25 protein-coding genes and 1 pseudogene are annotated in these 25,039 nt (G+C 67.8%); 8 read left to right on the top strand and 18 right to left on the bottom strand.

The window, feature by feature from the left end:
• Nucleotides 1–130: 130 nt before the first annotated feature.
• Nucleotides 131–1,342, top strand: a complete 1,212-nt coding sequence (locus tag FND50_RS13580; protein ID WP_005257120.1) for a serine/threonine-protein kinase — start codon at nt 131–133, stop codon at nt 1,340–1,342.
• A gap of 12 nt (nt 1,343–1,354) precedes the next feature.
• On the opposite strand, the gene FND50_RS13575 is transcribed toward FND50_RS13580, so the two are convergent.
• The 6 genes from FND50_RS13575 to FND50_RS13550 all read right to left on the bottom strand — a co-directional run bounded on the left by FND50_RS13575 (nt 1,355) and on the right by FND50_RS13550 (nt 5,786).
• Nucleotides 1,355–2,014: a response regulator transcription factor gene (locus tag FND50_RS13575; RefSeq protein WP_015889975.1), complete on the bottom strand. Its 660-nt coding sequence runs from the start codon at nt 2,012–2,014 to the stop codon at nt 1,355–1,357.
• A 40-nt stretch (nt 2,015–2,054) separates the two neighbouring features.
• On the bottom strand, nt 2,055–2,522 hold the full coding sequence (locus tag FND50_RS13570) for an RDD family protein (RefSeq protein WP_144286101.1): 468 nt from the start codon (nt 2,520–2,522) through the stop codon (nt 2,055–2,057).
• Nucleotides 2,523–2,574: 52 nt separating this feature from the next.
• Nucleotides 2,575–3,432, bottom strand: a complete 858-nt coding sequence (locus FND50_RS13565) for a hypothetical protein (RefSeq protein WP_144286100.1) — start codon at nt 3,430–3,432, stop codon at nt 2,575–2,577.
• Nucleotides 3,432–3,746 (bottom strand): WXG100 family type VII secretion target, encoded by a 315-nt coding sequence (locus FND50_RS13560; RefSeq protein ID WP_144286099.1) that lies wholly within the window; start codon nt 3,744–3,746, stop codon nt 3,432–3,434. The genes FND50_RS13565 and FND50_RS13560 overlap by 1 nt, the downstream gene beginning before the upstream one ends.
• Nucleotides 3,743–4,246 (bottom strand): YbaB/EbfC family nucleoid-associated protein, encoded by a 504-nt coding sequence (locus FND50_RS13555; protein WP_144286098.1) that lies wholly within the window; start codon nt 4,244–4,246, stop codon nt 3,743–3,745. Before FND50_RS13555 ends, FND50_RS13560 begins: the two co-directional genes overlap by 4 nt.
• A gap of 157 nt (nt 4,247–4,403) precedes the next feature.
• The gene (locus tag FND50_RS13550) at nt 4,404–5,786 is read right to left on the bottom strand and encodes a PspC domain-containing protein (protein WP_397493884.1); all 1,383 of its coding nucleotides are present in this window, start codon (nt 5,784–5,786) and stop codon (nt 4,404–4,406) included.
• Between the two features lie 68 nt (nt 5,787–5,854).
• On the opposite strand from FND50_RS13550, the gene FND50_RS13545 reads away from it, so the two are divergent.
• Nucleotides 5,855–7,342 carry a PspC domain-containing protein gene (locus tag FND50_RS13545; protein ID WP_144286096.1) on the top strand — a complete coding sequence of 496 codons (1,488 nt, stop codon included), beginning with the start codon at nt 5,855–5,857 and terminating at the stop codon, nt 7,340–7,342.
• Complete coding sequence (locus FND50_RS13540) at nt 7,335–7,562, top strand: hypothetical protein (RefSeq protein WP_054248426.1); 228 nt, start codon at nt 7,335–7,337, stop codon at nt 7,560–7,562. Before FND50_RS13545 ends, FND50_RS13540 begins: the two co-directional genes overlap by 8 nt.
• Nucleotides 7,563–7,622: 60 nt before the next feature.
• Here FND50_RS13540 and guaA read toward each other — a convergent pair whose 3' ends face one another.
• The 4 genes from guaA to guaB all read right to left on the bottom strand — a co-directional run bounded on the left by guaA (nt 7,623) and on the right by guaB (nt 13,908).
• The gene (gene guaA / locus FND50_RS13535) at nt 7,623–9,194 is read right to left on the bottom strand and encodes a glutamine-hydrolyzing GMP synthase (protein ID WP_144286095.1); all 1,572 of its coding nucleotides are present in this window, start codon (nt 9,192–9,194) and stop codon (nt 7,623–7,625) included.
• A gap of 64 nt (nt 9,195–9,258) precedes the next feature.
• Nucleotides 9,259–11,001 (bottom strand): GMC family oxidoreductase N-terminal domain-containing protein, encoded by a 1,743-nt coding sequence (locus tag FND50_RS13530; protein WP_144286094.1) that lies wholly within the window; start codon nt 10,999–11,001, stop codon nt 9,259–9,261.
• 210 nt (nt 11,002–11,211) lie between these two features.
• Nucleotides 11,212–12,351, bottom strand: coding sequence for a GuaB3 family IMP dehydrogenase-related protein (locus tag FND50_RS13525; protein WP_005257142.1), 1,140 nt, complete (start codon nt 12,349–12,351; stop codon nt 11,212–11,214).
• Nucleotides 12,352–12,384: 33 nt separating this feature from the next.
• Complete coding sequence (gene guaB / locus FND50_RS13520) at nt 12,385–13,908, bottom strand: IMP dehydrogenase (RefSeq protein WP_144286093.1); 1,524 nt, start codon at nt 13,906–13,908, stop codon at nt 12,385–12,387.
• Between the two features lie 243 nt (nt 13,909–14,151).
• On the opposite strand from guaB, the gene FND50_RS13515 reads away from it, so the two are divergent.
• Nucleotides 14,152–14,556, top strand: a complete 405-nt coding sequence (locus tag FND50_RS13515; RefSeq protein ID WP_005239778.1) for a DUF5319 domain-containing protein — start codon at nt 14,152–14,154, stop codon at nt 14,554–14,556.
• 85 nt (nt 14,557–14,641) lie between these two features.
• Here the strand turns inward: FND50_RS13515 and FND50_RS13510 are convergent, their stop codons facing one another.
• The 5 genes and pseudogenes from FND50_RS13510 to FND50_RS36745 all read right to left on the bottom strand — a co-directional run.
• Nucleotides 14,642–15,658 (bottom strand): anti-sigma-D factor RsdA, encoded by a 1,017-nt coding sequence (locus FND50_RS13510; RefSeq protein ID WP_144286092.1) that lies wholly within the window; start codon nt 15,656–15,658, stop codon nt 14,642–14,644.
• Entirely contained in the window at nt 15,642–16,220 is a 579-nt protein-coding gene (locus FND50_RS13505) for a sigma-70 family RNA polymerase sigma factor (protein WP_005239770.1), read from the bottom strand. The genes FND50_RS13510 and FND50_RS13505 overlap by 17 nt, the downstream gene beginning before the upstream one ends.
• Before the next feature lie 160 nt (nt 16,221–16,380).
• Entirely contained in the window at nt 16,381–17,214 is an 834-nt protein-coding gene (locus tag FND50_RS13500; protein WP_144286091.1) for a hypothetical protein, read from the bottom strand.
• 34 nt (nt 17,215–17,248) lie between these two features.
• Nucleotides 17,249–17,920: a transcriptional regulator gene (locus tag FND50_RS13495; protein ID WP_260851034.1), complete on the bottom strand. Its 672-nt coding sequence runs from the start codon at nt 17,918–17,920 to the stop codon at nt 17,249–17,251.
• Between the two features lie 144 nt (nt 17,921–18,064).
• A pseudogene (locus FND50_RS36745) lies at nt 18,065–18,169 on the bottom strand (MerR family transcriptional regulator); the annotation flags it as partial.
• Nucleotides 18,170–18,513: 344 nt separating this feature from the next.
• On the opposite strand from FND50_RS36745, the gene FND50_RS13490 reads away from it, so the two are divergent.
• The 3 genes from FND50_RS13490 (at nt 18,514) to FND50_RS13480 (ending at nt 20,331) form a co-directional block, all read left to right on the top strand.
• Nucleotides 18,514–18,807 carry a WhiB family transcriptional regulator gene (locus FND50_RS13490; protein WP_005239766.1) on the top strand — a complete coding sequence of 98 codons (294 nt, stop codon included), beginning with the start codon at nt 18,514–18,516 and terminating at the stop codon, nt 18,805–18,807.
• Between the two features lie 170 nt (nt 18,808–18,977).
• Nucleotides 18,978–19,610 carry a sigma-70 family RNA polymerase sigma factor gene (locus tag FND50_RS13485; RefSeq protein WP_005253895.1) on the top strand — a complete coding sequence of 211 codons (633 nt, stop codon included), beginning with the start codon at nt 18,978–18,980 and terminating at the stop codon, nt 19,608–19,610.
• 1 nt (nt 19,611) lies between these two features.
• On the top strand, nt 19,612–20,331 hold the full coding sequence (locus FND50_RS13480) for an anti-sigma factor domain-containing protein (protein WP_144286089.1): 720 nt from the start codon (nt 19,612–19,614) through the stop codon (nt 20,329–20,331).
• A 97-nt stretch (nt 20,332–20,428) separates the two neighbouring features.
• Here the strand turns inward: FND50_RS13480 and groL are convergent, their stop codons facing one another.
• A complete protein-coding gene (groL, locus tag FND50_RS13475) occupies nt 20,429–22,042 on the bottom strand; it encodes a chaperonin GroEL (protein ID WP_005253893.1) in 1,614 nt (537 codons plus the stop codon).
• Between the two features lie 92 nt (nt 22,043–22,134).
• Nucleotides 22,135–22,434, bottom strand: a complete 300-nt coding sequence (gene groES, locus FND50_RS13470; RefSeq protein ID WP_003940763.1) for a co-chaperone GroES — start codon at nt 22,432–22,434, stop codon at nt 22,135–22,137.
• 230 nt (nt 22,435–22,664) lie between these two features.
• Between groES and FND50_RS13465 the strand changes: the two genes are divergently transcribed.
• Nucleotides 22,665–24,383 carry a TIGR03767 family metallophosphoesterase gene (locus FND50_RS13465; RefSeq protein ID WP_144286088.1) on the top strand — a complete coding sequence of 573 codons (1,719 nt, stop codon included), beginning with the start codon at nt 22,665–22,667 and terminating at the stop codon, nt 24,381–24,383.
• Here the strand turns inward: FND50_RS13465 and FND50_RS13460 are convergent.
• The gene (locus FND50_RS13460) at nt 24,380–24,916 is read right to left on the bottom strand and encodes a potassium channel family protein (protein ID WP_144286087.1); all 537 of its coding nucleotides are present in this window, start codon (nt 24,914–24,916) and stop codon (nt 24,380–24,382) included. The two genes, FND50_RS13465 and FND50_RS13460, sit on opposite strands and share 4 nt — an antisense overlap.
• Nucleotides 24,917–25,039: the final 123 nt, after the last annotated feature.

The following is a 25,039-nucleotide window of genomic DNA, read 5'->3' as shown; positions in this document are numbered from 1 at the left end:
TGTTCGAACGTATTTTCGAACTCATTTCAAGTAAAGCCGGTCGGTGGTGGCCCGTCAAGTGGACCCCGAATGGCCAGGTCAGGACCGTCGCACATCTCGTGTCCGCACAATCCTCTAACCTGAACGCGTGATGGAGCAGGAGCAGAGCGAAAGGGGCATCGGACCCGAATACCTGGTGGCCGGAAGATACCGCCTGCGGTCCAAACTGGGCGGCGGTGGAATGGGCGCGGTCTGGCTCGCCCGGGACACCCTGCTGCACCGCGACGTCGCCATCAAACAGGTCACCACGACGGCCGGACTCGACCCCGACGAGGCCCGCCGTGTCCGCGAACGCACCATGCGGGAAGGTCGCAACGCCGCCAAACTCGCCCACCGCCATTCCATCGCGATGTACGACGTCGCACTCGAGGCAGGCGAGCCCTGGCTGGTCATGGAGTACCTGCCGTCCCGCAGCCTCGCCCAGGCGATGAACATCGCCGACACACTGCCCCCGCTCGAGGTCGCCCAGATCGGCGCGCAGGTGGCCGACGCACTCACGGCCGCCCATGCCGCCGGGATCGTGCACCGGGACATCAAGCCGGGCAACATCCTCGTCGCCGACCGCGGCCGGGAACTCGGCACCGTCAAGATCAGCGACTTCGGCATCGCCCGCGCCAAGGGAGACTCCGCCGACACCACGAACGGGGTCATCACCGGCACACCCGCGTACTTCTCCCCCGAGGTCGCCCGCGGTCAGGACCCCACCGAGGCGAGCGACGTCTTCTCGCTCGGTTCCACGCTGTACACCGTCGTCGAGGGCCAGCCGCCGTTCGGGATCGACTCCGATTCCATCGCACTCCTGCACCGGGTCGCGAAGGCCGAGATCTACCGTCCCAGTAAGGCCGGGCCGCTCACCGACACGCTGCTGCACCTGCTCGAGCCCGACCCGGCGCGTCGTCCGACGATGGCCGAGGCCCGCGACGCCCTGGCCCGGGTGGCCATGGCCGGGGACGGAAACGTCGCGCACCTCGTCGGCTCGCCCGTCTATTCCGCAGACGGCACCATCCCAGCGTGGGCACACCGCTCGACGCCGTTGCCCGACTCACGCCGGCGCAGCAAACTGGTGAGTTCCACCCAGGCCGGTCTGCCCGCGGTGCATCAGAGCACACCGCTCAAGAACGTGCCGCGTCCGCTCGGCCGGTTGCAGTGGCCGCCGCGCCCGACGAAACCCGCTCCCGGTTCGCCGGCCCCCACTGTCCGCGATCAGGTGGTGGCGTGGGCGCCGATCGCCATGGGTGTCATGGTCGCGATCCTGATCCTGGCCGTGCTCGTGGCCGTGATCGTCCTCCTCGCCCAGCCCTGACACCCCGGGAGGTCAGTCGATCCGCCGGCGATGCGCCCACCTCGTGAGCGCATTCCGGTTGGACTGCTGTGTCTTCCGCAGCACGTTCGACGCGTGCGTTTCGACCGTCTTCACCGAGATCACCAGTTCCTCGGCGATCTCCCGATACGTGTAACCGCGTGCGAGCAACCGCAGCACTTCCAGCTCCCGCGGCGTCAGCGAATCCAGCTCCGGATCCAGCTGCGGCTCAGGAGCATTGGAACGTCCGGTGAAGGAGTCCAGCACGAATCCCGCGAGCCTCGGGCTGAACACGGCGTCACCGCCGGCGACCCGGCGCACGCCGTCGGCCAGTTCCGCGCCCGAGATCGTCTTGGTGACGTACCCGCGGGCGCCCGCGCGGATCACGGCGATCACGTCCTCGGCAGCGTCGGACACGCTCAGCGCCAGGCACACCGGACCCGACTCGATGCCCCGCAGCACCGCGACACCGCCGCCGTCGGGCATATGGACGTCGAGCAGCACGACGTGCGGTGACGTGGCGTTGATGCCGGACACCGCCTCCGCAACACCGCCCGCCTCGCCCACCACCTCCATGTCCGCTTCCCGGCCGAGCTCGGCGCGGACACCGGAACGGAAAACGGCATGATCATCGACGAGAAAGACACGGTACGGGGGTGTTTCAGGCAAAGTCACTGCGGCTGTTCCTCGCGTGGGCGGGTAGTGTCACCCCACTCTAGGTGACGTGCAGGCGCCGGACGTCTCGGAGCCGAACGACCGGAGGAAACCAGTCGTCCTCCTCGTCACTGTCGCCACCCGCGCCGGAAAAGGCGACGAGAACGGTCGCGAATGCCCCGATCACCCACCATTTCGTGAGAAAGCCGAACCTTGGCCACGATCCGTCGGACTTCAGGATGCACAGTCCACACAGTGCTTTCCCCGCCGTTGTATGGAACACCGATTGAAGAACGGTTCGGTGCACGAACGACACTGCAATCCAGGAGGACACTGCCGCAGCGAAAGACCACGGCGTGAGTTCCGGAAATGCCTCGCACACCGCCGACACCCCGATCGCCACGCCGATATGGAGGAGCCAGTCGATCGCGAAGGCGGTCGCCCGCCGCAGCCTGCGGGGCGAGGGGTAGCGGGGGTCACCGTGCACGCCGTGCCTGCTCGGTACGCCCCGGCGTGAATCCACCGTCATGTCGGTCTCACCGTCATGACGGTCTCCCGGCAGAAGCTATGGCTGTCCCCGTTCACGGCAGACGCCCGTCGATCTCGTCGTAGGCACGCCGGACGTCGTCATCGAGTCCGGTCCGGTCCAGCATCTCGTCGACGACGGCGTCGCTGAATCTCGGTGTGCCGACGGTCTCCTCCTGCACGTAGGAGCCGAGCATGCCCCCGAACTGAGAACGAGGGTCGGTGAGCTTCAGCCCGAACGCACCGTTGACCGCCCCCTTCACGCCTCCCTGAACCGCTCCCTTGCCGCCCGCTTCGGCGACGTTGCCCCAGTCCATGCTGTCGCGCCGCCCGTGTTCCTTCTCGAACCACTGCAGGCCGGCTTCCAACGTCGCCTGCATGGCCGCCGTCCCTGCCGCGCCCTTCAGAGCGCCCACGGCGGCGCGGGTGAGGATCGAGGTGATCAGCTGCCGGATGATCATCCGGACGGTGACCTGTGTGGCCGCTTCCGCCGCGAATGCGGCCGGGCTCGCCGCACCGAACGTCATCGCGCTGGCCGCGGCTACCGCGACGAGTTCGGCCGCGAGCGCCACCAGGGCCGCGATGATCGACAGTTTCGCGACCCGGACGTCGTCGGCCGACCAGTCGAGGGTGTCGCCGAGTTCGTGGAGCAACCCCGACAACTCGCGTAGCGCCCCGTCCGCACCGATCCGCGCCCATTGCTGCGCCATCGCGGTGTCGACGTCACCACTGACCCCGGACATCGCCGACCGCATGGCGGCGTCGGCCTCCTCGATGATGTCGTCGAGCGAGGCTCCGGCGTCCTTCCACCCCTGCCCGAGCCGCTCCATCGCCGTTTCGTCCGCGTCGGGCCAGTCCGCCCCGATCACCTTCTCCGCCAGCCACCGGACACTGCCCGGAACCTCGATGCCCATCAGAACAGCCCGGCGAGGCTGGATGCGGTGCCGCGGTCGGTGTCGTCGAACGAGTCGGCGGTGTTCCTGAGCCTGGATCCGAGCGCGGCGAGCGCCCCGGCCGCGAACCCCAGCGACCGCCCGGCCACGTCCGCCGACGCCAGATACCCGCTCGCGAACGTCGTCCCGGTCTCGTCGCCGCCCCAGCACTCCCCCTCGGCCTCGAGGGTCGAATGCAGCGCGGCGGCGACCTCTGCCATCCGCTGCGAGAGCGCCTCGAATCGGGGCGCGACGCTGCGCAGATGCGCCGGGTCCACCCACAGTTGCGCGCTCACTGCCATCCGTCCCGCAGGACCGGCCGATTCCACCGCGGGTCGTCGGGATTATCCGGGTCCGGTTCCCGATCGGCCGGGACGCCGCCGACGTCGGGTTCGAGGCGCGGGAGGAAGTCCCGCAGGCTCGGAGCACCGGGAACGAGGTCCGGCAGATCCGGCAGGGTCTCGGTCGCGGACACGATGGATCCCATGATGCGCATCGACTCGGTGTGCGCGGCCTCGCCCGCCCGCCGGGCGGCTTCGGTCATCGCATGCCCCAGCGACTCGGGAGTCGACCGCCGGAACGCGTCGGGGGCGAGGTGCACGTCCACTACGCCGCCCACCGAGTTCACCACCACCTGCACCAGTCCGTCGGCCGACGCCCCACTCACCCGCAGCTGCGCCACCTGCTGCTGAGCGGCATGCAGATCCTGCGTCTGCCGGTCGAGCGTGGCCAGCATCGAATCGATCTGATTCTGCAACTCGTGCTCGCGCACGCGCAGACCCTCACGGTCGAACATGAAATCCCCCCTTGACATCTCGCGCGTCTCACCCCGCCACAGCAGGATGCGACCACACGACCCCCACAGTCGTGTCGCCGGCGAACATTACCCCCTCACCGGGACAGCATGCGAGCAGACACCGCGCACCAGTGCGCCGACACGGCGAAAGTGGTGCTCACGCACCCTGACTGAACGGCACGTCCTCGACGCCGGCAGCATCCGAGTCCTCGGAAGCGCCCGCTGCCGCCCACGTCCGGCCGTTCCGCGGCATGTGGATTCGCACCTCGGTGCCCTTGCCGGGTGCGGACCGCACGTCGACGTGCCCGCCTCGCCGCTCGATCCGTCCACGGATCGACTTCGCGAGGCCCTGACGGTCCGGGAACACATCGTCGACGTCGAATCCGACGCCGCGGTCCCGGACGAACACGCTGACCTGTTCGCGCTCCGCTTCGGCGAACAGGTTGATGTCCGTCTCCCCGGAATGCTTGGCCGCGTTGACCAGAGCCTCCCGCGTCGCACCCAGCACCGCCGTGAAACTCTCCTTCGACAGACCCTCGCCCGTGTCGTCGACGTCGAGCGCCACATCGCCGACCGTCACCGGCCGCACCGTGACGCCGTGGTGGTCCTCCACCTCGCCCGCGATGATGCGCAACGCCTCCGCGAGACTCGAATGGTCGGCGTCTCCCCCACCGAACAACCACTTCCGCAGTTCCCGTTCCTGCCCCCGGGCCAGCCGCGCGACCTCCTGCGGATGGTCGGCCTGCTTCTGGATCAACGCCAGGGTCTGCAGGACGGAGTCGTGCAGGTGTGACGCGATCTCCTCACGCTCGTCATTGCGGATCCTGGCGGCACGCTCCGCGCCCAGCGCGCGCCACAGTCGCAACCACAGGGGCACGGTCAGCAACCCCGCGCCGACCAGGGTGACCACCACCGCCAGCAACGACGAACGCAGCGCAGCGAGATCGACCTGCGCGAGGATCACCACACCGAGACCCGATACGATCAACGTCACGCCGCCGAGGACCCGCGCCCAGGTGAGGACGGTGGGACGCTGCGGTAGCCCGATGACGGTGCGCGGGCCCTCCGAATCGAATTCGCGCCACACCAGGGCCGCGCCGACCGCCACCACGATGATCGGCGCGATCACCGAACCGACGCGGCCACTGAACAACCACGACAGCGCGGACGCACCGGCCAGACCGATCGCGATCAGTCCGTACGCTCTCCGTCGCTCGGACGCACTGGGCTTCTCGGTGTCGGAACCTGCGGCCGTGAAGATCCACAACAGTCCGTAGGCGACGATGCCCGCACCGGCGAGCGCGGCGAGACAGGCGAACGCCACCCGCACCTTCATCACGTCGACACCCAGCTGATCGGCGATACCACCCGCGACGCCGCCGACGATGCGACCACCGGTCCGGCGTTCGAGCCGCGGCATGGGGATGCCGCCGGGCGGGACAGGCGCGGTCACGGCGCCCGCGTACTGGGCGCCGCCCGCGGACGTGTTCGACACAGGGTGCACATCTTCGATACTGGCACGATCCCCGGGCCGCGGCATCAGGGTCCAACCCTGACTTCGGCACGCGTTCCCGCCCACCCCGACCGGAAAGATCAGGGTAGTTCCCGATGTACGCCCGCCGCGCCGACCGGAACGATGGTCATATGAGCAATGGGAGCTTCCAAGAGCAGATACAGGATCTGTGGCGGACCCGACCGGTGCGGTTGCCGGGCCGTGGTCACGTCGCCGGTGTCTGTGCGGGAATCGGCTACCGCTACGGCGTCGATCCCGTACTGATACGAGTCGCCTTCGTCGTGTCCACCATCTTCGGTGGCGCCGGTGTGCTCCTCTACCTGGCGTGCTGGCTCGCCCTCACGAAGTCGGGCGACCCGGCCTCACCCGCGGAGTCGCTGGTGGGACGCGGTCACAGTTCCGACTCGGGCACCAAGACCATCGTCCTTCTCGTCGCACTGGCCATCGCACTGACCACCGTCGGCCCGTTCGGTGTCGGCCTCGGCGGCTCCGGGCTGATCAGCATGGCGCTGATGCTCGGCGGCCTGTGGTTGCTGTACCAGCGGCAGCCGATACCACCGCCGTTGCCCGCCGGAGCAGTTGCCCCGGGTGTCGGAACCGGTTATCCCGGGACGAGTTTCTCGCCAGGTCAGTTCGGCGCCAACCCGTTCGGCCCGGGCACGTACGGTCCGAGTGCCTACGGTCCGGGTGCGTACGGTCCGGGTGCGTACGGTCCGTACACGAAGCTTCCCGACTCCTACACGCCGAGCACACCTCCCACCTCGGACGACAAGCCGGCCGACGCGCCCACCGAGGCACTGAATCCCGAAACCGCTGCCGCCCAATCCGATCCGGTGTCGTTCGAGAAGTCCCCGACCCCCGGTCCGCAGGTCGACGCACCCTCGGCCCCGTTCGCGCCGCTCGAACCGCGACCGCCGGCGTGGGATCCGCTCGGTGTCGCCCCGTTCGCGTGGGACCTGCCCGAGCCGGCCAGGACCACCACTCCCGCAGTCCAACCGGAGCGCACCCACTCCCGTCTGACCACCATGGTGATCGGGTTGGCCATCCTGGCGGCCGCGGCGGCGACGGCATTGTCGGTCGCCACCGGATCCGACTGGTTGAACCCCGGTCGCATCGGCGCCGTCGCGCTGGCCGTCATCGGAGTGGGGCTGCTGATCGGCGGATTCCTGCGCAAGGGCTACGGCCTTCTCGTCGTCGCAGGTCCCCTGATCGGTTTCGTGATCCTCGCCTCGATCGTCGGGGCCCTCGACCTGAACAGCGAGAACATGGGCGACCGGACCTGGAACCCGACGACAGCGGCCGCCATCGAGCCCGCCTACTCCGGTGGATTCGGCAGCTTCACGCTCGACCTCCGGAACGTCACTCTGACCGAGGACAAGACGGTCGACGTCAGCGGGCAGTTCGGTGAGGTCGTGGTGCTCCTGCCGCCCGGCATGAACGTCGAGAACCACTGCACCGCCCAGTTCGGCGACGCGCAGTGCCTCCCGGACGGTCTCGACGGTGGCGTCGACGGCATGGACGGCCCCGTCCTGAACCTCAATGCAGATGTCCAGTTCGGAAGTGTGGAGGTGCGCCGTGGATGACATCGACGACACTCAGGACAGCGAGCAGACCGGGACGCGGAAGCGCCCGTCGCCGCTCCTGCTCCTCGCAGGATTGGCAGCACTCCTGGTGAGCGGCTGGGCGCTCGCGGGGCCGTTCTCGCTGGAACCGCTCGCGAACGTCGAGTTCCGCTGGCTGTTCGTGGTGGTGGCGGTGCTGGTCGGCGTGGTGCTCGTGTTCGCCCCGAACCGGCGGCGATAGGGGCTCGAGCGCATGTGCGCGGTGAGCGAGTCCTCGGACTCGTCCACCGCGCACAGTGCGTCACTCCCACTCGATGGTGCCCGGCGGCTTGCTCGTGATGTCCAGCACGACACGGTTGACGTCGTGCACCTCGTTGGTGATCCGGGTGGAGATCCGCTCGAGAACGTCGTACGGCAGTCGCGTCCAGTCCGCCGTCATCGCGTCCTCGCTGGACACCGGGCGGAGCACGATCGGGTGACCGTAGGTGCGTCCGTCACCCTGCACGCCGACGCTGCGGACGTCGGCGAGCAGCACCACCGGGCACTGCCAGATCTGACCGTCGAGCCCGGCGGCCGTCAGCTCTTCGCGCGCAATGGAATCCGCGTGACGCAGGATATCGAGCCGCTCCTGGGTGACCTCGCCGATGATGCGGATGCCGAGCCCGGGACCGGGGAACGGCTGGCGTCCCACGATTTCCTCGGGCAAACCCAGCTCGCGTCCCACCGCCCGGACCTCGTCCTTGAACAGCAGGCGGAGTGGTTCCACGAGCGTGAACTGCAGGTCTTCCGGCAGTCCGCCGACGTTGTGGTGGCTCTTGATGTTGGCCGTGCCGGTACCGCCGCCGGATTCCACGACGTCCGGGTACAGCGTGCCCTGCACGAGGAATTCGACCGTGTCGCCGTGCTCGGCGTTCTCGCCCAGCACGTCACTGACCGCACCCTCGAAGCTGCGGATGAACTCGCGGCCGATGATCTTGCGCTTGGTCTCCGGGTCGGACACCCCGGCCAGCTCACCGATGAAGGTGTCGGCGGCGTCGACCGTGATCAGCTTGGCGCCCGTGGCGGCAACGAAATCCTGTTCGACCTGCGCACGCTCCCCCGCACGCATCAGACCGTGGTCGACGAACACACACGTGAGGTTGTCGCCGATCGCGCGCTGCACGAGCGCCGCCGCGACAGCGGAGTCGACACCGCCCGAAAGTCCGCAGATCGCCTTGCCGTCGCCGACCTGCTCGCGGACCTGCTCGACGAGGGCGTCGGCGATGTTCGCGGCCGTCCATGCGGGAGGAATGCCTGCGATCTCGTGGAGGAACCGGCTGAGCACCTGCTGGCCGTGCGGCGAGTGCAGCACCTCCGGGTGGTACTGCACACCGGCGAGCTTGCGGGCCCGGTCCTCGAACGCGGCGACGGGTGCGCCCTCGCTCGTGGCCGTCACCTCGAAGCCCGCCGGGGCCTCGGTGACCGCGTCGCCGTGACTCATCCACACGGGCTGACTGGACGGAAGCCCCTCGTGCAGCAGACCGCCCTGCACCTTCAGGTCGGTGCGCCCGTACTCCCGGGTGCCGGTGTGTGCCACCGTCCCGCCGAGTGCGCCGGCCATGGCCTGGAATCCGTAGCAGATGCCGAACACCGGAATGTCCAGATCGAACAGTGCCGGATCGAGCTGGGGCGCCCCGTCTGCGTAGACGCTCGACGGCCCGCCCGACAGCACCACGGCGAGGGGATTCTTGGCCGCGATCTCCTCGACGGTCGCGGTGTGCGGAACCACCTCGGAATAGACCTTGGCCTCACGCACCCGCCGGGCGATCAGCTGCGCGTACTGCGCGCCGAAGTCGACGACGAGGACCGGTCTCTGTTGCTCGATATCTGCCACCGGGTCAGTCTAATCGGCGCAGCTCTGTGGTCTGCGCGACCCCATGACCCGGCCCTCTCGGGTCCTATGCAACGCCGTGCTTCTGCGTGTCGGGCACCACAGAGCTGTTGCGGATCTCGACGATCGGCAGCACCAGTGCGGCGGGTGCCCCCTCCGGGACGACCGGGGCGACCGGGGCGACCGGGTTCAGGCGCCGGTATCCCTCGCCCTGTGCCGGCCGCTGATCCTTCTCGCCCTTGTTCGGCCACAGCGAAGCCGCACGCTCGGCCTGCGCCGAGATCGTCAGCGACGGGTTGACGCCCAGGTTCGCGGACACGGCCGAACCGTCGACCACGCTCAGCGTCGGGTAACCCCACACGCGGTGGTAGGGGTCGATGACGCCCTTCGACGGTTCCGACGCGATCGTGCAGCCGCCGAGGAAGTGCGCGGTGAGCGGGATGTTGAACACGTCTCCCCAGGTGCCTCCCGCGCGGCCGTCGATCTTCTCCGCGATCCGGCGGGTCGCCTCGTTGCCCGCCGGGATCCAGCTGGGGTTCGGCTGGCCGTGGCCCTGCTTGCTGGTGACCTTGCGCCGACCGAACAGACCCTTCTTCGTGTACGTGGTGATGGAGTTGTCGAGGTTCTGCATCACGAGGGCGATGATGGTGCGCTCGCTCCACTTGTACGGGGTGAGGACCTTCAGAGCCGTCGGATCCTTCGCCAGTTCCTTGAGGAACGTCACCCACCGCCTGCCGCCGCCGTCGGTCAGCAGCGTCTGCAGCAGGGCCATCGAGTTCGACCCCTTGCCGTAGCGCACCGGCTCGACGTGGGTGTCGGACGTCGGGTGGAAGGACGACGTGATGGCGACGCCCTTCGTGAGCTCGAGCGCGGGGTCCACCTTGTTCTTGGCGGCGCCGAGGATCGACTCCGAATTGGTGCGGGTGAGTACCCCCAGGCGGTCGGAGATCTTGGGCAGCGCGCCCGTCTCCTTCTGGTCGAACAGCAGATGCTGAGTGCCCCACGTGCCCGCGGCGAGGACGACGTTCGCGGCCGTGTACGTCATGCGGTTCCGGTTCTTGCGCGGCCCGCTGCGCCGGGTGAAGACGTCCCAGGTGCCGTCGGATGCCTCGCGCAGACCGGTGACCGTCGTCATCGGGATGATCTCGGCACCGGCCTTCTCTGCGAGGCCCAGGTAGTTCTTCAGCAGGGTGTTCTTGGCGCCGTGCCGGCATCCGGTCATGCATTCGCCACATTCGATGCACCCGGTGCGGTCGGGGCCGACGCCGCCGAAGTACGGGTCGGGCACGGTCTTGCCCGCTTCACCGAAGAAGACACCGACCGGGGTCTGGATGAACGTGTCGCCCACGCCCATGTCCTCCGCGACCGACTTGATGATCTCGTCGGCGGGGGTCATGTGCGGGTTCTGGACCACGCCCAGCATCTTGCGGGCCTGCTCGTAGTACGGCGTGAGCTCGTCGTGCCAGTCGGTGATGTGCGACCACTGCTTGTCCTGGAAGAAGGAGGCAGGCGGCTTGTAGAGCGTGTTCGCGTAGTTGAGCGAACCGCCACCGACGCCGGCGCCGGCGAGGATGAGGCAGTCGCGCAGCAGGTGGACGCGCTGGATGCCGAAGAAACCGAGAGCGGGCGCCCACAGGAACTTCTTGAGATCCCAGCTGGTCTTCGCGAAGTCCGCGTCGGCGTAGCGACGGCCCGCCTCGAGGATGCCGACCTTGTAGCCCTTCTCGACCAATCGGAGCGCGGTGACACTGCCACCGAATCCGGAACCGACGATGAGGACGTCGTACTCCGTTGCGCGCTGCTTGCTCATCACTCGACCTCCAACGACACCTGAGTTATTACTCGCCAGTATGCACCCCGCGGCTGTGACAGCTGCCACAAGGGTCACCTAACTGTAACGAGAGGTATCAGGAATCGTCGCGATACCCGCAAACGCACGTCGCCCGATGCCTCACCAGTGCAGTTGAACTGCACCGATGTGACATCGGGCGACGAGAGAAAGCAGTGACGGACGGACGCCTCAGGCGCGGACCGTCAGGCCCACCTTCTGGAATTCCTTCAGATCCGAGTACCCCGACTTCGCCATCGAGCGGCGCAGCCCGCCGACGAAGTTCAGCGAACCGAACGGGTCATCGGACGGACCCGTGAGGACCCGGTCGAGCGACGGACGGTCACCGAACGAGACCGGCAGCATCGTGCCGCGCGGAACCGAGGGGTGCGCCGCGGCCGACGGCCAGTACCAGCCGCCGCCGGGAGCTTCCGCGGCAACGGCCAGCGGTGCGCCCAGGACTGCGGCGTCCGCGCCACAGGCAATCGCCTTGGCGAGGTCGCCCGAGGACGTGATGTCGCCGTCCGCGATCACGTGGACGTAGCGTCCACCCGTCTCGTCGAGGTAGTCGCGGCGGGCAGCAGCGGCGTCGGCGATGGCCGTGGCCATCGGAAGACCGATGCCCAGCACCTCACCGGTGGTCGTGGCGCCCTCGGTGGAGCCGTATCCGACGATCACACCGGCCGCGCCCGTGCGCATCAGGTGCAGTGCGGTGCGGTGATCGCTCACCCCACCGGCCACCACGGGGACGTCGAGCTCGGAGATGAACGTCTTGAGGTTCAGCGGCTCGCTGTCGCCGTGCGCGACGTGCTCGGCGGAGATGATCGTGCCGTGCACGACCAGCAGGTCGATGCCCGCCTCGAGCAACTGCGGGGTCAGCGCCCGGGCGTTCTGCGGGCTGACCCGCACCGCGGTCGTGACACCTGCATCGCGGACCTGGGCCACGGCAGCGGCCAGAAGTCCCGGCTGCAACGGCGCCGCGTGCAGTTCCTGCAGCTTCTTGATCGGCGCCTCGACGTCGACGTCCGACTCGGCCAGTGCGACGAGTTCGGCGAGCTTCGCCTCGACGTCCGCGTGCCGGCCCCACAGACCCTCACCGTTGATGACCCCGAGGCCACCACGCTTGCCGAGTTCGATCGCGAACGACGGCGAGACCAGCGCGTCGGTCGGATGCGCCAGCACCGGAATGTCGAACCGGTATGCGTCGAGCTGCCAGGACGTCGACACTTCCTTGGAGGAGCGGGTCCGGCGGGAGGGGACGATGTCGATGTCGTCCAGCTCATAGGTTCGTCGGGCTGTTCGGCCCATGCCGATCTCAACGAGGTCGCGCACGCGCGCCCCTTTCTCGTGAATCGTGACTGGTTGCTAGCGAGCGGTGTAGTTGGGAGCTTCGACCGTCATCGTGATGTCGTGCGGGTGGCTCTCCTTCAGACCCGCAGCCGTGATCTGCACGAACTGCGCGTTCTGCAGCTCCTCGATCGACGACGCTCCCGTGTAACCCATGGCGGCCCGCAGACCGCCCGTGAGCTGATGGGTGACCTGGGACAGCGGACCGCGGAACGCGACCCGGCCCTCGATGCCCTCCGGAACCAGCTTGTCCTCGGACAGCACGTCGTCCTGGAAGTAGCGGTCCTTGGAATACGACTTCGCGGCGCCACGGCTCTGCATCGCGCCGAGGGAACCCATTCCGCGGTAGCTCTTGAACTGCTTGCCGTTGACCAGGATCAGCTCGCCCGGCGACTCCGCGGTGCCTGCGAGCAGCGAACCGAGCATGGCCGTCGACGCGCCTGCCGCCAGGGCCTTCGCGATGTCGCCGGAGAACTGCAGTCCACCGTCGGCGATCACCGGCACACCGTGCGGCTTGGCCGCGGCGACCGCTTCGAGGATCGCCGTGATCTGCGGGGCGCCGACACCGGCGATGACACGGGTGGTGCAGATGGAGCCGGGGCCCACACCGACCTTCACCGCGTCCACACCGGCTTCGATGAGAGCGGCCGCACCACTGCGGGTGGCGACGTTGCCGCCGATGATCTGCACACGCTCGTCGACCTCTGCCTTGAGCTTCGAGATCATGTCCAGCACGCCGGCCGAGTGACCGTGGGCGCTGTCGACGACGAGCACGTCCACCCCGGCGTCGGTGAGGGCCATTGCGCGGCTCCACGCCTCGTCGCCCACACCCACGGCGGCGCCGACGAGGAGCCGGCCGTCGCGGTCCTTGGTGGCGTCCGGGTGCTGCTCGGTCTTCACGAAGTCCTTGACCGTGATGAGGCCCGTGAGCTTGCCCTGACCGTCCACGATCGGCAGCTTCTCGATCTTGTGGCGGCGGAGCAGGCCCAGCGCCACCTCCGCGGTCACACCCTCCTGGGCGGTGATCAGCGGGGCCTTCGTCATGACCTCGGACACGGCGCGGTTCTGATCGACCTCGAAGCGCATGTCTCGGTTGGTGATGATGCCGACGAGCTGCCCGGCCTCGTCGGTCACCGGAAGTCCGGAGATCCGGAAGCGGGCGCACTTGGCGTCGACCTCGGCGAGGGTGTCCGACGGCTTGCAGGTGACCGGGTCGGTGACCATTCCCGCCTCGGACCGCTTGACCGTCTCCACCTGCCCGGCCTGCGCCTCGACCGACAGGTTGCGATGCAGGACGCCCATCCCACCGGCGCGGGCCATGGCGATGGCCATTCGCGCCTCGGTGACGGTGTCCATCGCGGAGCTGACGAGCGGCACTCGCAGCCGGATATCCCTGGTCAGCTGGCTGGACGTGTCGACCTGGCCGGGGATGACATTCGACGCCGCCGGCAAGAGCAGGACGTCGTCGTACGTGAGACCCAGCATCGCGACCTTGTTCGGGTCGTCACCGCCGGTGTGTACATGCCCTGCTGAACTTGTCATGCGGTTCGGGCCCTCCATGGAACATAGGTGCGGCGCCGGTGGCGCCGTCTGTGGACATTCAGATCTTCGATCTGGTGGAAACTTTCGGGAACACGGATACAAGAAAAAGGCCGGAGCGACGATCGATATTCCCAGCTCCACAAACCATGATATCGGCTCGACGCGACCACCACGGAGCCCACCCACGCTGGGCGTACGCCGAACGGCTGGCGCAGACCGGGCTGACCTGCGTACCGTGGTGCTGTGCGCGATCAACTGCCTCCAGGTCTGCCCCCGGACCCCTTCGCCGGCGACCCCGCCGACCCGTCCGCAGCTCTCGATGCGATCGAACCGGGCCAGCCACTCGACCCCCACGAGCGTCTCGCCGTGGAGGAAGATCTGGCCGACCTCGCCGTGTACGAGGCGCTGCTGGCGCATCGCGGGATCCGCGGTCTCGTCGTCTGCTGCGAAGACTGCCAGCAAGATCACTACCACGATTGGGACATGCTCCGTGCCAATCTCCTCCAGCTTCTGGTCGACGGCACCGTGCGCCCGCACGAGCCCGCTTACGACCCGACACCCGAGGCATACGTCACCTGGGATTACTGCCGCGGCTACGCGGACGCCTCGATGAACGACGCTCTGCACGGCGACGGTTTCGACGCCTGATCCGGCACAACCCGATACAGACCACTGTGGCCCGACACGCGAAGTGTCGGGCCACAGTGGTCTGTGCGGAAGGTCCGCCGAACCGCTAGCTGGTGGGCGGCAGCACCGGGACCGGGGTCGTGGTGGTGGGTAGCGGCACCGTCGAAGGCTCCTGCGACGGCTGCTGGGTGGATGGCTCCGTCGCCGGAATGTCCGAGGGCAGCGTCGGAACCAACATGATCGTGGGATCCGGGCTCGTGGACGGCAACGTCTCGGGCGGAGGCGGCAGCGTGGGCAGCTGCGGCAGCGGAATGGGCGGCAGTCCCGGAATCTGCAGATCCGTGGGCAGGGTTCCCGGCAACTGCTCGACTCCCGGCGCGGTCGTGGAACCGGGTGTCCCCGGCACCGTGGCCGGCAACTCGGTGGTCTGTGTCGGCGCGTCGGTGGTGGTGGTACCCGGCGTCGTCGCCGCGGGCGGCGTGGTGGGAGCGATCTTCTCGACCTCCGCGGCGAGCTTCGCACGCCACACGTCGAGTTCGTTGCGCAGGTCGGCGTCGAGCACCCCGCCGGAACGGTCTGCGGCGCCCTCGAGCAGGTTCTTCGCCGCCTCCGCGTCGCCCGCGGCGATCAGCCGCTCGGCCTCCTGCAGCTGCGACGTGGTGTCGATCTGCGCGACGGTCGAATCGGCCTGCTGGCTGAACACGACCGACTTGACGCTCCACAGCGGATCGCCGGGTGCGGCGTTGTACGAGAAGATGGTGGCGCCACCCATGACGACCGCGATCGCGGCGGCAGCGCCGGCGATGGGTCGCAACAAGCGGAGCTTGCCGCGGGCAGCGCTGCGTGCGGAACGGGCGTCCGAGGCGTCGATCGCCGCGATCACGTCGTCGAGCAGCGGCCCGGTCGGCATCGGCGTCGCCACGATGTCGGCGCGCCAATTGGTCAGCAGAAGCGCGAGCTCGTACTGTTCCGGCGAATCCGTCGCGACAGGACCGCCACCGGCGATCGCGTCGATCAAAGCGTCGTCGCGGCGCACTGCCGCGACGTCCACCGGTGCGTCGTCTCCTGGGAGATCGGCATCGGGATTGCCGTTGCGCTTGATGCCCCTAGCCAAACCTCTCACCTGCCCTCGTCACTTCTTTTTTCAGTTTCGCGATGGCTCGGTGTTGAGCCACGCGGACAGCTCCCGCAGTACTACCCACGGCCGCGGCCGTCTCCTCGGCTGACATACCGACCACGAGGCGGAGGATCAAGATCTCCCGGTGCTTTTCCGGCAGCGTGCTCAGCAGTTCGTTCATCTGCCTGCTCGCTTCCGAGTCCAGCGCCCTCTGTTCGGGTCCGTCATCGTTAGCTACGACATCCGGTACTTCGGCGACGGGCTCCGACTTGTTACGGGCGGAGTTCCGATGCGCGTCGGCAACCTTGTGCGCGGCGATCCCGTAGACGAATGCCATGAACGGGCGGCCTTGATCCTCGTAGCGAGGTAAGGCCGTCATCACGGCGAGGCACACTTCCTGTGCCACGTCGTCCGCGGAGAGTTGTCCCCTCTCCGCAGCACCGACCCTGGCTCTGCAGTAACGCACAACCAAGGGCCGAATGTTTTCCAGGACCAGAGCTAAAGCGGCCCGGTCACCCTGCGTTGCAGCGGCGACGGCGGAGTCCAACTCCTCGCTCGTATTAGTCATCGTTGCTGAATATCCTGGCGTTACAGTGGCACCTCCCCCGATGGGTGTGCTCCCGCTCTCAGCGGAACACTCCAAGAGTAACGGTGCGGACCGAACGGTATTCGCCCGGATTCGCAGCGATTCGCGCGCAACCCGCCCGTACGGGGCCCGACCAGCGGAGTCAGATTCGGAAGCGCCCACCTCGCGCCCTGATGACGGCTTCGCACTCCGCACGCACGGCCTCCGCACGGGAGTCGGATGTCACACCACTCAGCAACATCGCAGCTGCCCACTTCAGAGGTATCAAGCCGTGCCGATCGCACCGGTCGAGCACATCCGCGGCAAGCCGTGCCGCCGGACCCGAATCGGGCTCCCCTGTCATCGACGCGCTCCGCAGCAGATCCGATTTGACGTGGTGCCGCACAGATCCGGCAGCCTCCGAAATTTCCGCTGCGGTCTCGGCGTGGCGGCGCGCCGAGGCGAAGTCTCCGCCCGCGAGAAACAACTCGGCGCTCACCCAGTGCCTGCGTACGCGCTGTCGCCACAGTTCGCCGGGAGCACGCTCGTCGAGGTATTCGGAGCACCTGTCGAGCAGCCGCCGGCCCAGTGCCAGCCGGCCGCACCCCAACGCGTCGGCCGCCAGCCCCGTCATCGCGTCGCACCGCGCTTCGTGAACGAGGACGTCGTCGCCGTCGCCGGGACCCGTCCCGACGACGGCGAGAGCCCGGCCGTCGAACCCGGACGCCGCACCGTGCCAGCCGAGCTGCCTCAGCAACGACGCCTGCGTGCTCCAGGCGAGTGAGGCGACCGCGGGTTCGGCCACCTCGCCGCGCGTCAGTGCGTCCAGCTCTGCGCGGGATCGGGCGTAGTGCCCCCGGGCGCCCCACGCCACCGCTCGCATCCAGCGCTCGACGGGAACGTCGGACACCGATAGCGGGCACGCGCCCGGATCGGCGCCGAAAGCCGCGCGGATCAACGAATTCGTGGGGTCGGACCGGAGAGTGGAGTCGGGCACGCCGAGATCATTGCATCGTCCGGCCGCTCTGCCGTCAGGTGACCGCGGTGACGGCGTCCACCGCCTCGTCCAACGTGCCCAGCACCGCTATCGACCGTGGAAGTGACTGCGTCCCGCATCCGGGGCCGCCCGCGAGCATCGTCAGCCCGGTGCGCCGCCGGCGGATCGCCCGCAGGAGAGACGGGAGGGCGCATCCGGCGGCGGGCAACCACAGGACGATCACGTCCGGCTCGGCGTTGGTCACGGAGGCGAGGAGCGCCGACCGGCACAGTGGCAGCGCCATCCGCGTGTCCACCGAGGCAGTGGCCAGGGCGGCGCCCAGTGCCCGGAATTCGAGGCCGTACGGATCGGCGGGAACCGTGTCCTGCGAGTCCGCAGGCACGTGCACGAGCAGGACACGGCCACCGCCACCGATCGGCGCGTCCAGCGTCATCGTGGACAGAATCCCTGCGACGCATTCGGCGAAGACGCGGACACTCGCAGCGGCGGCGTCCGAATTCCTGCCCTCGTCTGCCCATTCGAGCACCGGAACGACCAGGGTCGTCCACATGGAGCCGAATCCCCGCTCCGCGACGGCCCGCACGATGATCCGCCGGATGGTCACGACGTCTCGCGCCAGCAGCGCACCCGATAAATTCCGGACGGACGCCTCGGCGCCACCGAGGCCGGAAAAAGGTGACAAAAGGTTCGACGGGTATGTTTTCATCCCGTTCACCGAGTTGTCACCCAGATTTTTCACACCCGGTCGGCGGTCGCTTTCTGACGAATACGTAGCCATTGCGTTAATCGCATATCTCGCGGCCTCCGCGGAGTTTGCACCACCGTCCAGCGCATGTTGCATGCATTCGAGCCGGGCGACGTCGCGCGGCGTGTACCGCCGGTGACTTCCCTGCACGTGAACGGAGGGCCCGATGCCGTATCTGCGGTCCCAGGTGCGGAGCGTCGACGGAGCCACCCCGAGCTTTCTGGCCAGGGCCGATACCGAGATCGTGGGTCCCTCGTCCGGGGATCCGGAAGAGGGCTGGGTTTCTGGCTCCGCGGGCTGGGGCACCCGGACATCGTTACCCGCGCCCCGGGGTCTTTCAACCCGAAACGGAATCACGGAACCGCGGGAAAGTAAATATTTTCCAGGTTAACTTTCAGTTCGTGGGATATGTAAATCGCCACTGTGAACAACTATTGACGCGATTTCACAACCGACTCTACGGTTAGCGACGTGAATGATTCAGTGGCTTGAACGTACCTACGAGCCCACGGTCCGCTCGTCGCCCGAGGCGAGCTTGCAGCTAAGGAGTCCACATGCCTGCACCCAACCACCTGCCCGGCCCGAACGCCGATATCTGGGATTGGCAGATGCACGGACTGTGCCGCGGGGTCGACTCCTCGATGTTCTTCCATCCCGACGGAGAGCGTGGCCGAGCTCGTGCGCAGCGAGAGACCCGGGCCAAGGAAATGTGCAGACGCTGCCCGGTCCTCGCCCAGTGCCGCAATCACGCCCTGAGCGTGTCCGAACCGTACGGGATCTGGGGCGGAATGTCCGAGACGGAACGCGAGATGCACGCCCGGCACAGACGCGGCCGGATAGCAGTCTGACCGCTCGACCACACTCACCGGGGAACCCTCGTCGCCGCACGGGGGTTCCTCTCGTCTCGTCACATCGGCACCCTCCCACCCATCCACCGCGACGCGGTCTCCGAATGCCTACCGGCTGGAGGAGATGAGTGGATGTGCACGCTACCGTGGTTCTCGATGAACCGAGACGAGTGCCGGTGACGAACCCCGAGGGCAACACTCCAGCAGAAGACGTGTGTTCGGCGGACGCAGCCGGGGCACACGGGGCCCGGACCACCGAATCCGCGGAACTGTACGAGACCATGGCCCGCGTCGCGAACGGGGACGCCGACGCTTTCGCCGAACTCTACGACCGGACGAGCGCCCGGGTCCACGGCATGGTCCTGCGGGTCCTGCGGGATCCCGGGTACGCGGAGGAGACGACGCAGGAAGTCTTCCTCCAGGCGTGGCGCACCGCGTCCAACTTCGATCCGGCCCGAGGTTCCGTCCTGTCCTGGCTGATGACGCTCGCGCACCGCCGTGCGGTCGACCGCGTGCGGTCCGAGCAGGCCGGCACCGACCGCGAGGCGCTCTACGAGACCACCAACATCGCAGGGCCGTTCGACCACGTCACCGAGGAGGTGACCCGCCGGCTCGAGCATCAATCGGTGCTCGCCTGCCTCGACTCGCTCACGGACACCCAACGTGAGTCCGTCGCGATGGCGTACTACGACGGCCGCACCTACCGAGAGGTCGCCTCCCAGCTGGGGGTCGCCCTGTCCACGGTGAAGACGCGCATCCGTGACGGATTGACGCGTCTTCGCGGGTGCCTGGGAGGTCTGTGACATGAACGACGAACTCGTGGGCATGGCGTACCCGTACGCACTCGACGCGCTCGACGACAGGGAGCGCCGCGAACTCGACACCGATCTCGCCACCGCCGACGAGGACACCCGCTCCACCTTCACCGACGAGGTCCGGCGGATCCGGGAAGCTTTCGCGGTGGTGAGCGCGGTGGGAGCCGTAGAACCCCCGCCCCGGGTGCGGACTCGAGTCCTCTACGAAGTCCGGCACTCCGCCGCCGGGCCGACGTCGCTGACCGAACGCCGCTCCCGCCGGCGTCGCTGGCAGATCGCCGTCGCCGCTGCCGCGGCAGTCGGGGTGCTCGCCGGCGGTACGGTGATCGTCCGGCAGCTCACGGAAGGTCCGTCGCCGACTGTGGCGGAGCAGGTTCTCGACGCCTCCGACGTGCACTCGTCGACGAGCGCGATTGCCGCCGGCGGGTCCGCGACCGCCAACTACTCGAAGTCACAGGACGCCGTGGTGTTCGTGCTGGACGGTGTCGCCCCGCCCAGCGCCGACACCGTGTACCAGCTGTGGTTGATGCCCGCATCCGGGGACGCCCCCGTGCCCGCGGGAACCATCTCTCCCGGAGAGATGCAACCGACCACGACGGTCGTCCTCGACGACGTGGGGTCGATGTCGAAGCTGGCCGTCACCGTCGAACCGCCCGGAGGATCTCCCCAGCCGACGTCGGAACCGTTCGCGGTGCTGCAACTGAGCTGATCCGGCGCCTGCAGGCAGAAGAAACCCCCGCGCGGTGATCCGCACGGGGGTGTCTTCTCTCGAACGATCGGAGCCCGATCGGTCGCGACGCCAGAGCCTAGTGGCTGTGCCCGTGACCGGTCTGCTGCTCGTCCTCTTCCGCAGGCTTCTCGACCACGGCGCTCTCCGTGGTGAGGATCATCCGCGCGACCGAGGCCGCGTTGACGACCGCGGAGCGGGTGACCTTCACGGGGTCGACGACACCGTCGGCGAGCAGGTCGCCGTAGGTCAGGGTCGCGGCGTTGAAACCGTGGCCCTTGGGCTGCTCGGCAACCTTGCTGGTGACGACTGAACCGTCGAGACCGGCATTGCTGGCGATCCAGAACAGCGGCGCCTGCAGTGCTTCGCGCACGACCTTGACGCCCGTGGCCTCGTCACCGGTCAGACCGAGGTTATCGGCCAGCTCGGTGCTCGCCTGGACGAGTGCGGAACCGCCACCGGGGACGATGCCCTCGGCGACAGCAGCCTTCGCGGCGTTGACGGCGTCCTCGACGCGGAACTTGCGCTCCTTGAGGTCCGTCTCCGTGGCCGCGCCGACCTTGATGACGGCGACGCCACCGGCCAGCTTCGCCAGACGCTCTTCGAGCTTCTCGCGATCCCAGTCGGAGTCGGTGTTCTCGATTTCGCGGCGCAGCTGCGCGACGCGACCCTTGATGTCGTCGTCGGTTCCGGCGCCGTCGACGATCGTGGTCTCGTCCTTGCTGACCACGACGCGGCGTGCGCTGCCGAGCAGGTCCAGGCCGGCGTCCTTCAGCGTGAGGCCGACGTCGGAGTTGATGACCGTGCCACCGGTGACGACGGCGAGGTCGTCGAGGAACGCCTTCCGGCGGTCACCGAAGAACGGCGCCTTGACGGCGACGGCCTTGATGGTCTTCCGGATGGAGTTGACCACGAGCGTCGAGAGAACCTCGCCCTCGACGTCCTCCGCGATGATGAGGAGGGGCTTGCCGCTCTCGGCAACCTTCTCCAGCAGCGGCAGGAAGTCGGGCAGGGACGTGATCTTCTCGCGGTACAGCAACACGAGCGCGTCCTCGTACACGGCCTTCTGTGCATCGAGGTCCGTGACGAAGTACGGCGACAGGTAGCCCTTGTCGAACTGGACGCCCTCGGTGATCACGAGCTCGGTCGCCAGGGTCGAGGATTCCTCGACCGTCACGACGCCGTCGGTGCCGACGCGGGTGAGCGCCTCGCCGACCATTTCGCCGATCTCCTCGTCACGCGAGGACACGGTCGCGACCTGGGCGATGGACGTCTTGCCCTCGACCGGCTTCGCGGCGGCGAGCAGTGCTTCGACGACCTTGTCGGCCGCGGCGTTGATGCCGATGCCGAGTGCCATCGGGTTCGCACCCGCGGCGATGTTCTTCAAACCGCCCCGCACGATGGCCTGAGCCAGCACGGTGGCGGTGGTGGTGCCGTCGCCGGCGACGTCGTTGGTCTTGGTGGCGACGCTCTTGACGAGCTGCGCGCCAAGGTTCTCGAACGGGTCCTCGAGCTCGATTTCCCGGGCGATGCTGACACCGTCGTTGGTGACGGTCGGGCCGCCGAAGGCCTTCGCCAGCACTACGTGGCGGCCACGCGGACCCAAGGTCACCTTGACCGCGTCGGCAAGCTTGTCGACTCCACGCTCGAGAGACCGGCGTGCGACCTCGTTGAACTCAATCTGCTTGGACATGTGTTCTGTCTTCTCCTGGATCTCAGGGTTACGCGCGTGAACGCACTCCGCCCCGGGATCCTGTGGGGACTCCGGGGCGGATCACGTATGGCTTACTTGGAGACGACAGCCAGCACGTCGCGTGCCGACAGGATCAGGTACTCCTGGCCGGCGTACTTGATCTCGGTTCCGCCGTACTTGGAGTAGATGACCGTGTCACCCTCCTTGACGTCGACCGGGATGCGGTTGCCCTGCTCGTTGACGCGGCCTTCGCCGACTGCGACGACGGTGCCCTCCTGGGGCTTCTCCTTGGCCGTGTCGGGAATGACCAGGCCGGAGGCAGTCGTCGTCTCAGCCTCGTTGGCCTGGACGAGGATCTTGTCCTCGAGCGGCTTGATGTTGACGCTCGCCACGATGAGCCCTCCACTTTGGGGTATGCGGATCCGGAGACTTCTCCGGACTCCTGTTTGAGTGTTCCGTTTACGGCACTTCACACAGCCCCGTCGTCGCGGGTGCCGGAGCTCGATCGGCGCCACTTGGCACTCTATACGTGAGAGTGCCAACGCTCAAGGAGAAGGGGGTGGTAGACCGCGCCGAGCCGAATATCGGCCTGTCTCACGGGTCGTCACCTAAGGTTCCTCTGGTGTCTGACATCACTCGGCGTAAATTCCTGACATTTGCCGGACTCGGGGCGATCGGGGCAGTGGGATTCGAAGCACGCCCGTGGGGGTTGCAGTACGCGGGCGCGGCGCCGCTTCCCACGTCCGGGGCCGGCACCACCCTCGAAGCGGTGGCCGTCCCCCTCGGCGACTCCGGATACCGCAGGCTCGGCGCGGGACCGGGGTGGCCGACCATCGTTCGCACGGAACTCGCCGAGGCCCGCAGCGGGCGCGAGGACCGGCGCACCGCCCTCGCCTCCCTCGTCCAGCTCACGGACGTCCACCTGGTCGACGCCCAGTCCCCGATGCGTTTCGAATACGTGCACCCCTTCACGGGGTCCGCGTTCCGCCCGCACGAGACACTCACCGCCCAGGGTCTCGTCGCCCTCGTCGCACGGGTCAACGCGCTCGCATCCGGCCCGCATACCCAGCGCCCGTTCGACGCGGTCGTGAGCACCGGCGACAACACCGACAACAACGAATTCGCCGAACTCGGCTGGTTCCTCACCGCACTCAACGGCGGCACCATCGTCCCCAACACGGGCGCACCCGACCGCTACGAAGGCGTGCAGAACTCGGGCGCCGATCTGTACTGGAACCCGGAGTCGTCCATCCAGGACATGTACAAGAAGGCCGGGTTCCCCGAGATACCCGGCCTGCTCGGCGCGGCGATCTCTCCCGTCACGAGCCCCGGCCTCCGCACCCCCTGGTATTGCGTCTTCGGCAATCACGACAACTCGGTGCAGGGCACCGTCCCGAGCGGCATCCCACCGCTCGAAGCCATGTACACCGGTTCGCTGAAGTTCGAGGTCCCGGGATCGCCGGAAGAGGCGAAGACGGTCGACATCGCCACCAGGTTCGATCCCGGCGCCATTCCCGCCGCCCTGTCCGCGATCACGACCCCCGCGCGGGTCGTCACACCCGACCCCGCACGCGCGCCGTTCACTCCCCGCCAGTTCATCGCCGCACACCTGGACCCGGCCAACACCGGCCCCGGACCGGTCGGTCACGGCTTCGCACCGGATGCCGGCGAGACCGGGATCGGCTACTTCTCGTTCGAGATCGCACCCGGCGTGGTCGGCATCAGCATGGATTCCACCAACCGGGCGGGGTTCGTCGACGGCTCGCTCGGTGCTGCGCAGTTCCGGTGGATCGAGGACACCCTGGTGGCGGGCAGCAGCCGGTACTTCGACACGGCGGGCAACCCGGTGTCCCAGGTACGCAACGACACCTGGTTCGTCCTGTTCAGTCACCACACCAGCGGCAGCATGGACAACGTCGTCCCCGACCCCTCCGCCCCGGCGGAACCCCGGATCCGAGGTTCGCGACTGGTGGATCTGCTGCACCGATTCCCGAACGTCCTCGCCTGGGTCAACGGGCACACCCACGAGAACCGGATCACACCGTGGCCCGGATCGACTCCGGAGCAGTCGTTCTGGGAGATCAACACGGCCTCGCACATCGACTTCCCCCAGCACGGACGGATCATCGAGGTGGTCGACAACGTCGACGGAACCGTGTCGCTGCTCACGACGCTGTTCGAGGCCGACAGCCCCTACTCCATCGACCACACCGATCTCTCACCCCTCGGGTTGGCGTCGCTGTACCGGGAGTTGTCGTTCAACGACATTCACGCGGACCCCGACCTGCTCGGCGGGACACCCGACCGGAACGTCGAACTGGTACTGGGGTCGGGTCGCTAGACCCGGCGCCTGCGGGCCCAGCCGACGGCCGCGACGACCGCGCGGATGCCGACGCCGAGAAGGATCAGATTTCCGATGATCTGCACACTCACGACGGCTCGCGACGGATCGGTCGTCGCGGCGATGTCGCCGAACCCGACGGTCGAGAAGACGGTGAGCGAGAAGTACAACGCACCCATCCGCGTGAGGGGCTCGGTGAAGTAACCCGAATCACTTTCGGACATCAGGCAATATCCTGCCGAGAACCCGAGCAGGTAGAGCGGCAGGATCAGGGCCAGCGCCTCGATCGCCTGGAGCGCCGGTACGTCGGACCTGACGATCCGCCAGATCTGCCAGCCCGCGACGAGCGCGACCACGAGCAAGCCGCCCGCCAGGAAGAACAGGGCGGACACTTCCCCGAGCGACGTCCACGGCAGGGCGAAGTAGACCACCGTGCACAGGAAGACGGTGACCAGCGGGCGCAGAACTGCACGCAGCAAAAGCCGTCGGCGCTCACGTCTCGTGAGGTTGCGAAAATTGCTGGCGCGTCGCATCAGATTCCTTTGGACAACTGTGCAGGTGAGACCGGATATCGAGCGCCATCCTCGTCTTCCACGGCCGAAAGTCGGGAGCGAAATCCGTTTGTTTTCTGTAACGTTCAGATAACAGTCGCCGAT

It is taken from the genome of Rhodococcus sp. WB9, from assembly GCF_007558985.1.
Taxonomy (GTDB): Bacteria; Actinomycetota; Actinomycetes; order Mycobacteriales; family Mycobacteriaceae; genus Rhodococcus_F; species Rhodococcus_F opacus.
Note: the sequence above shows the minus strand (reverse complement) of the source record. Positions and strands in the feature narration are given on the sequence as shown.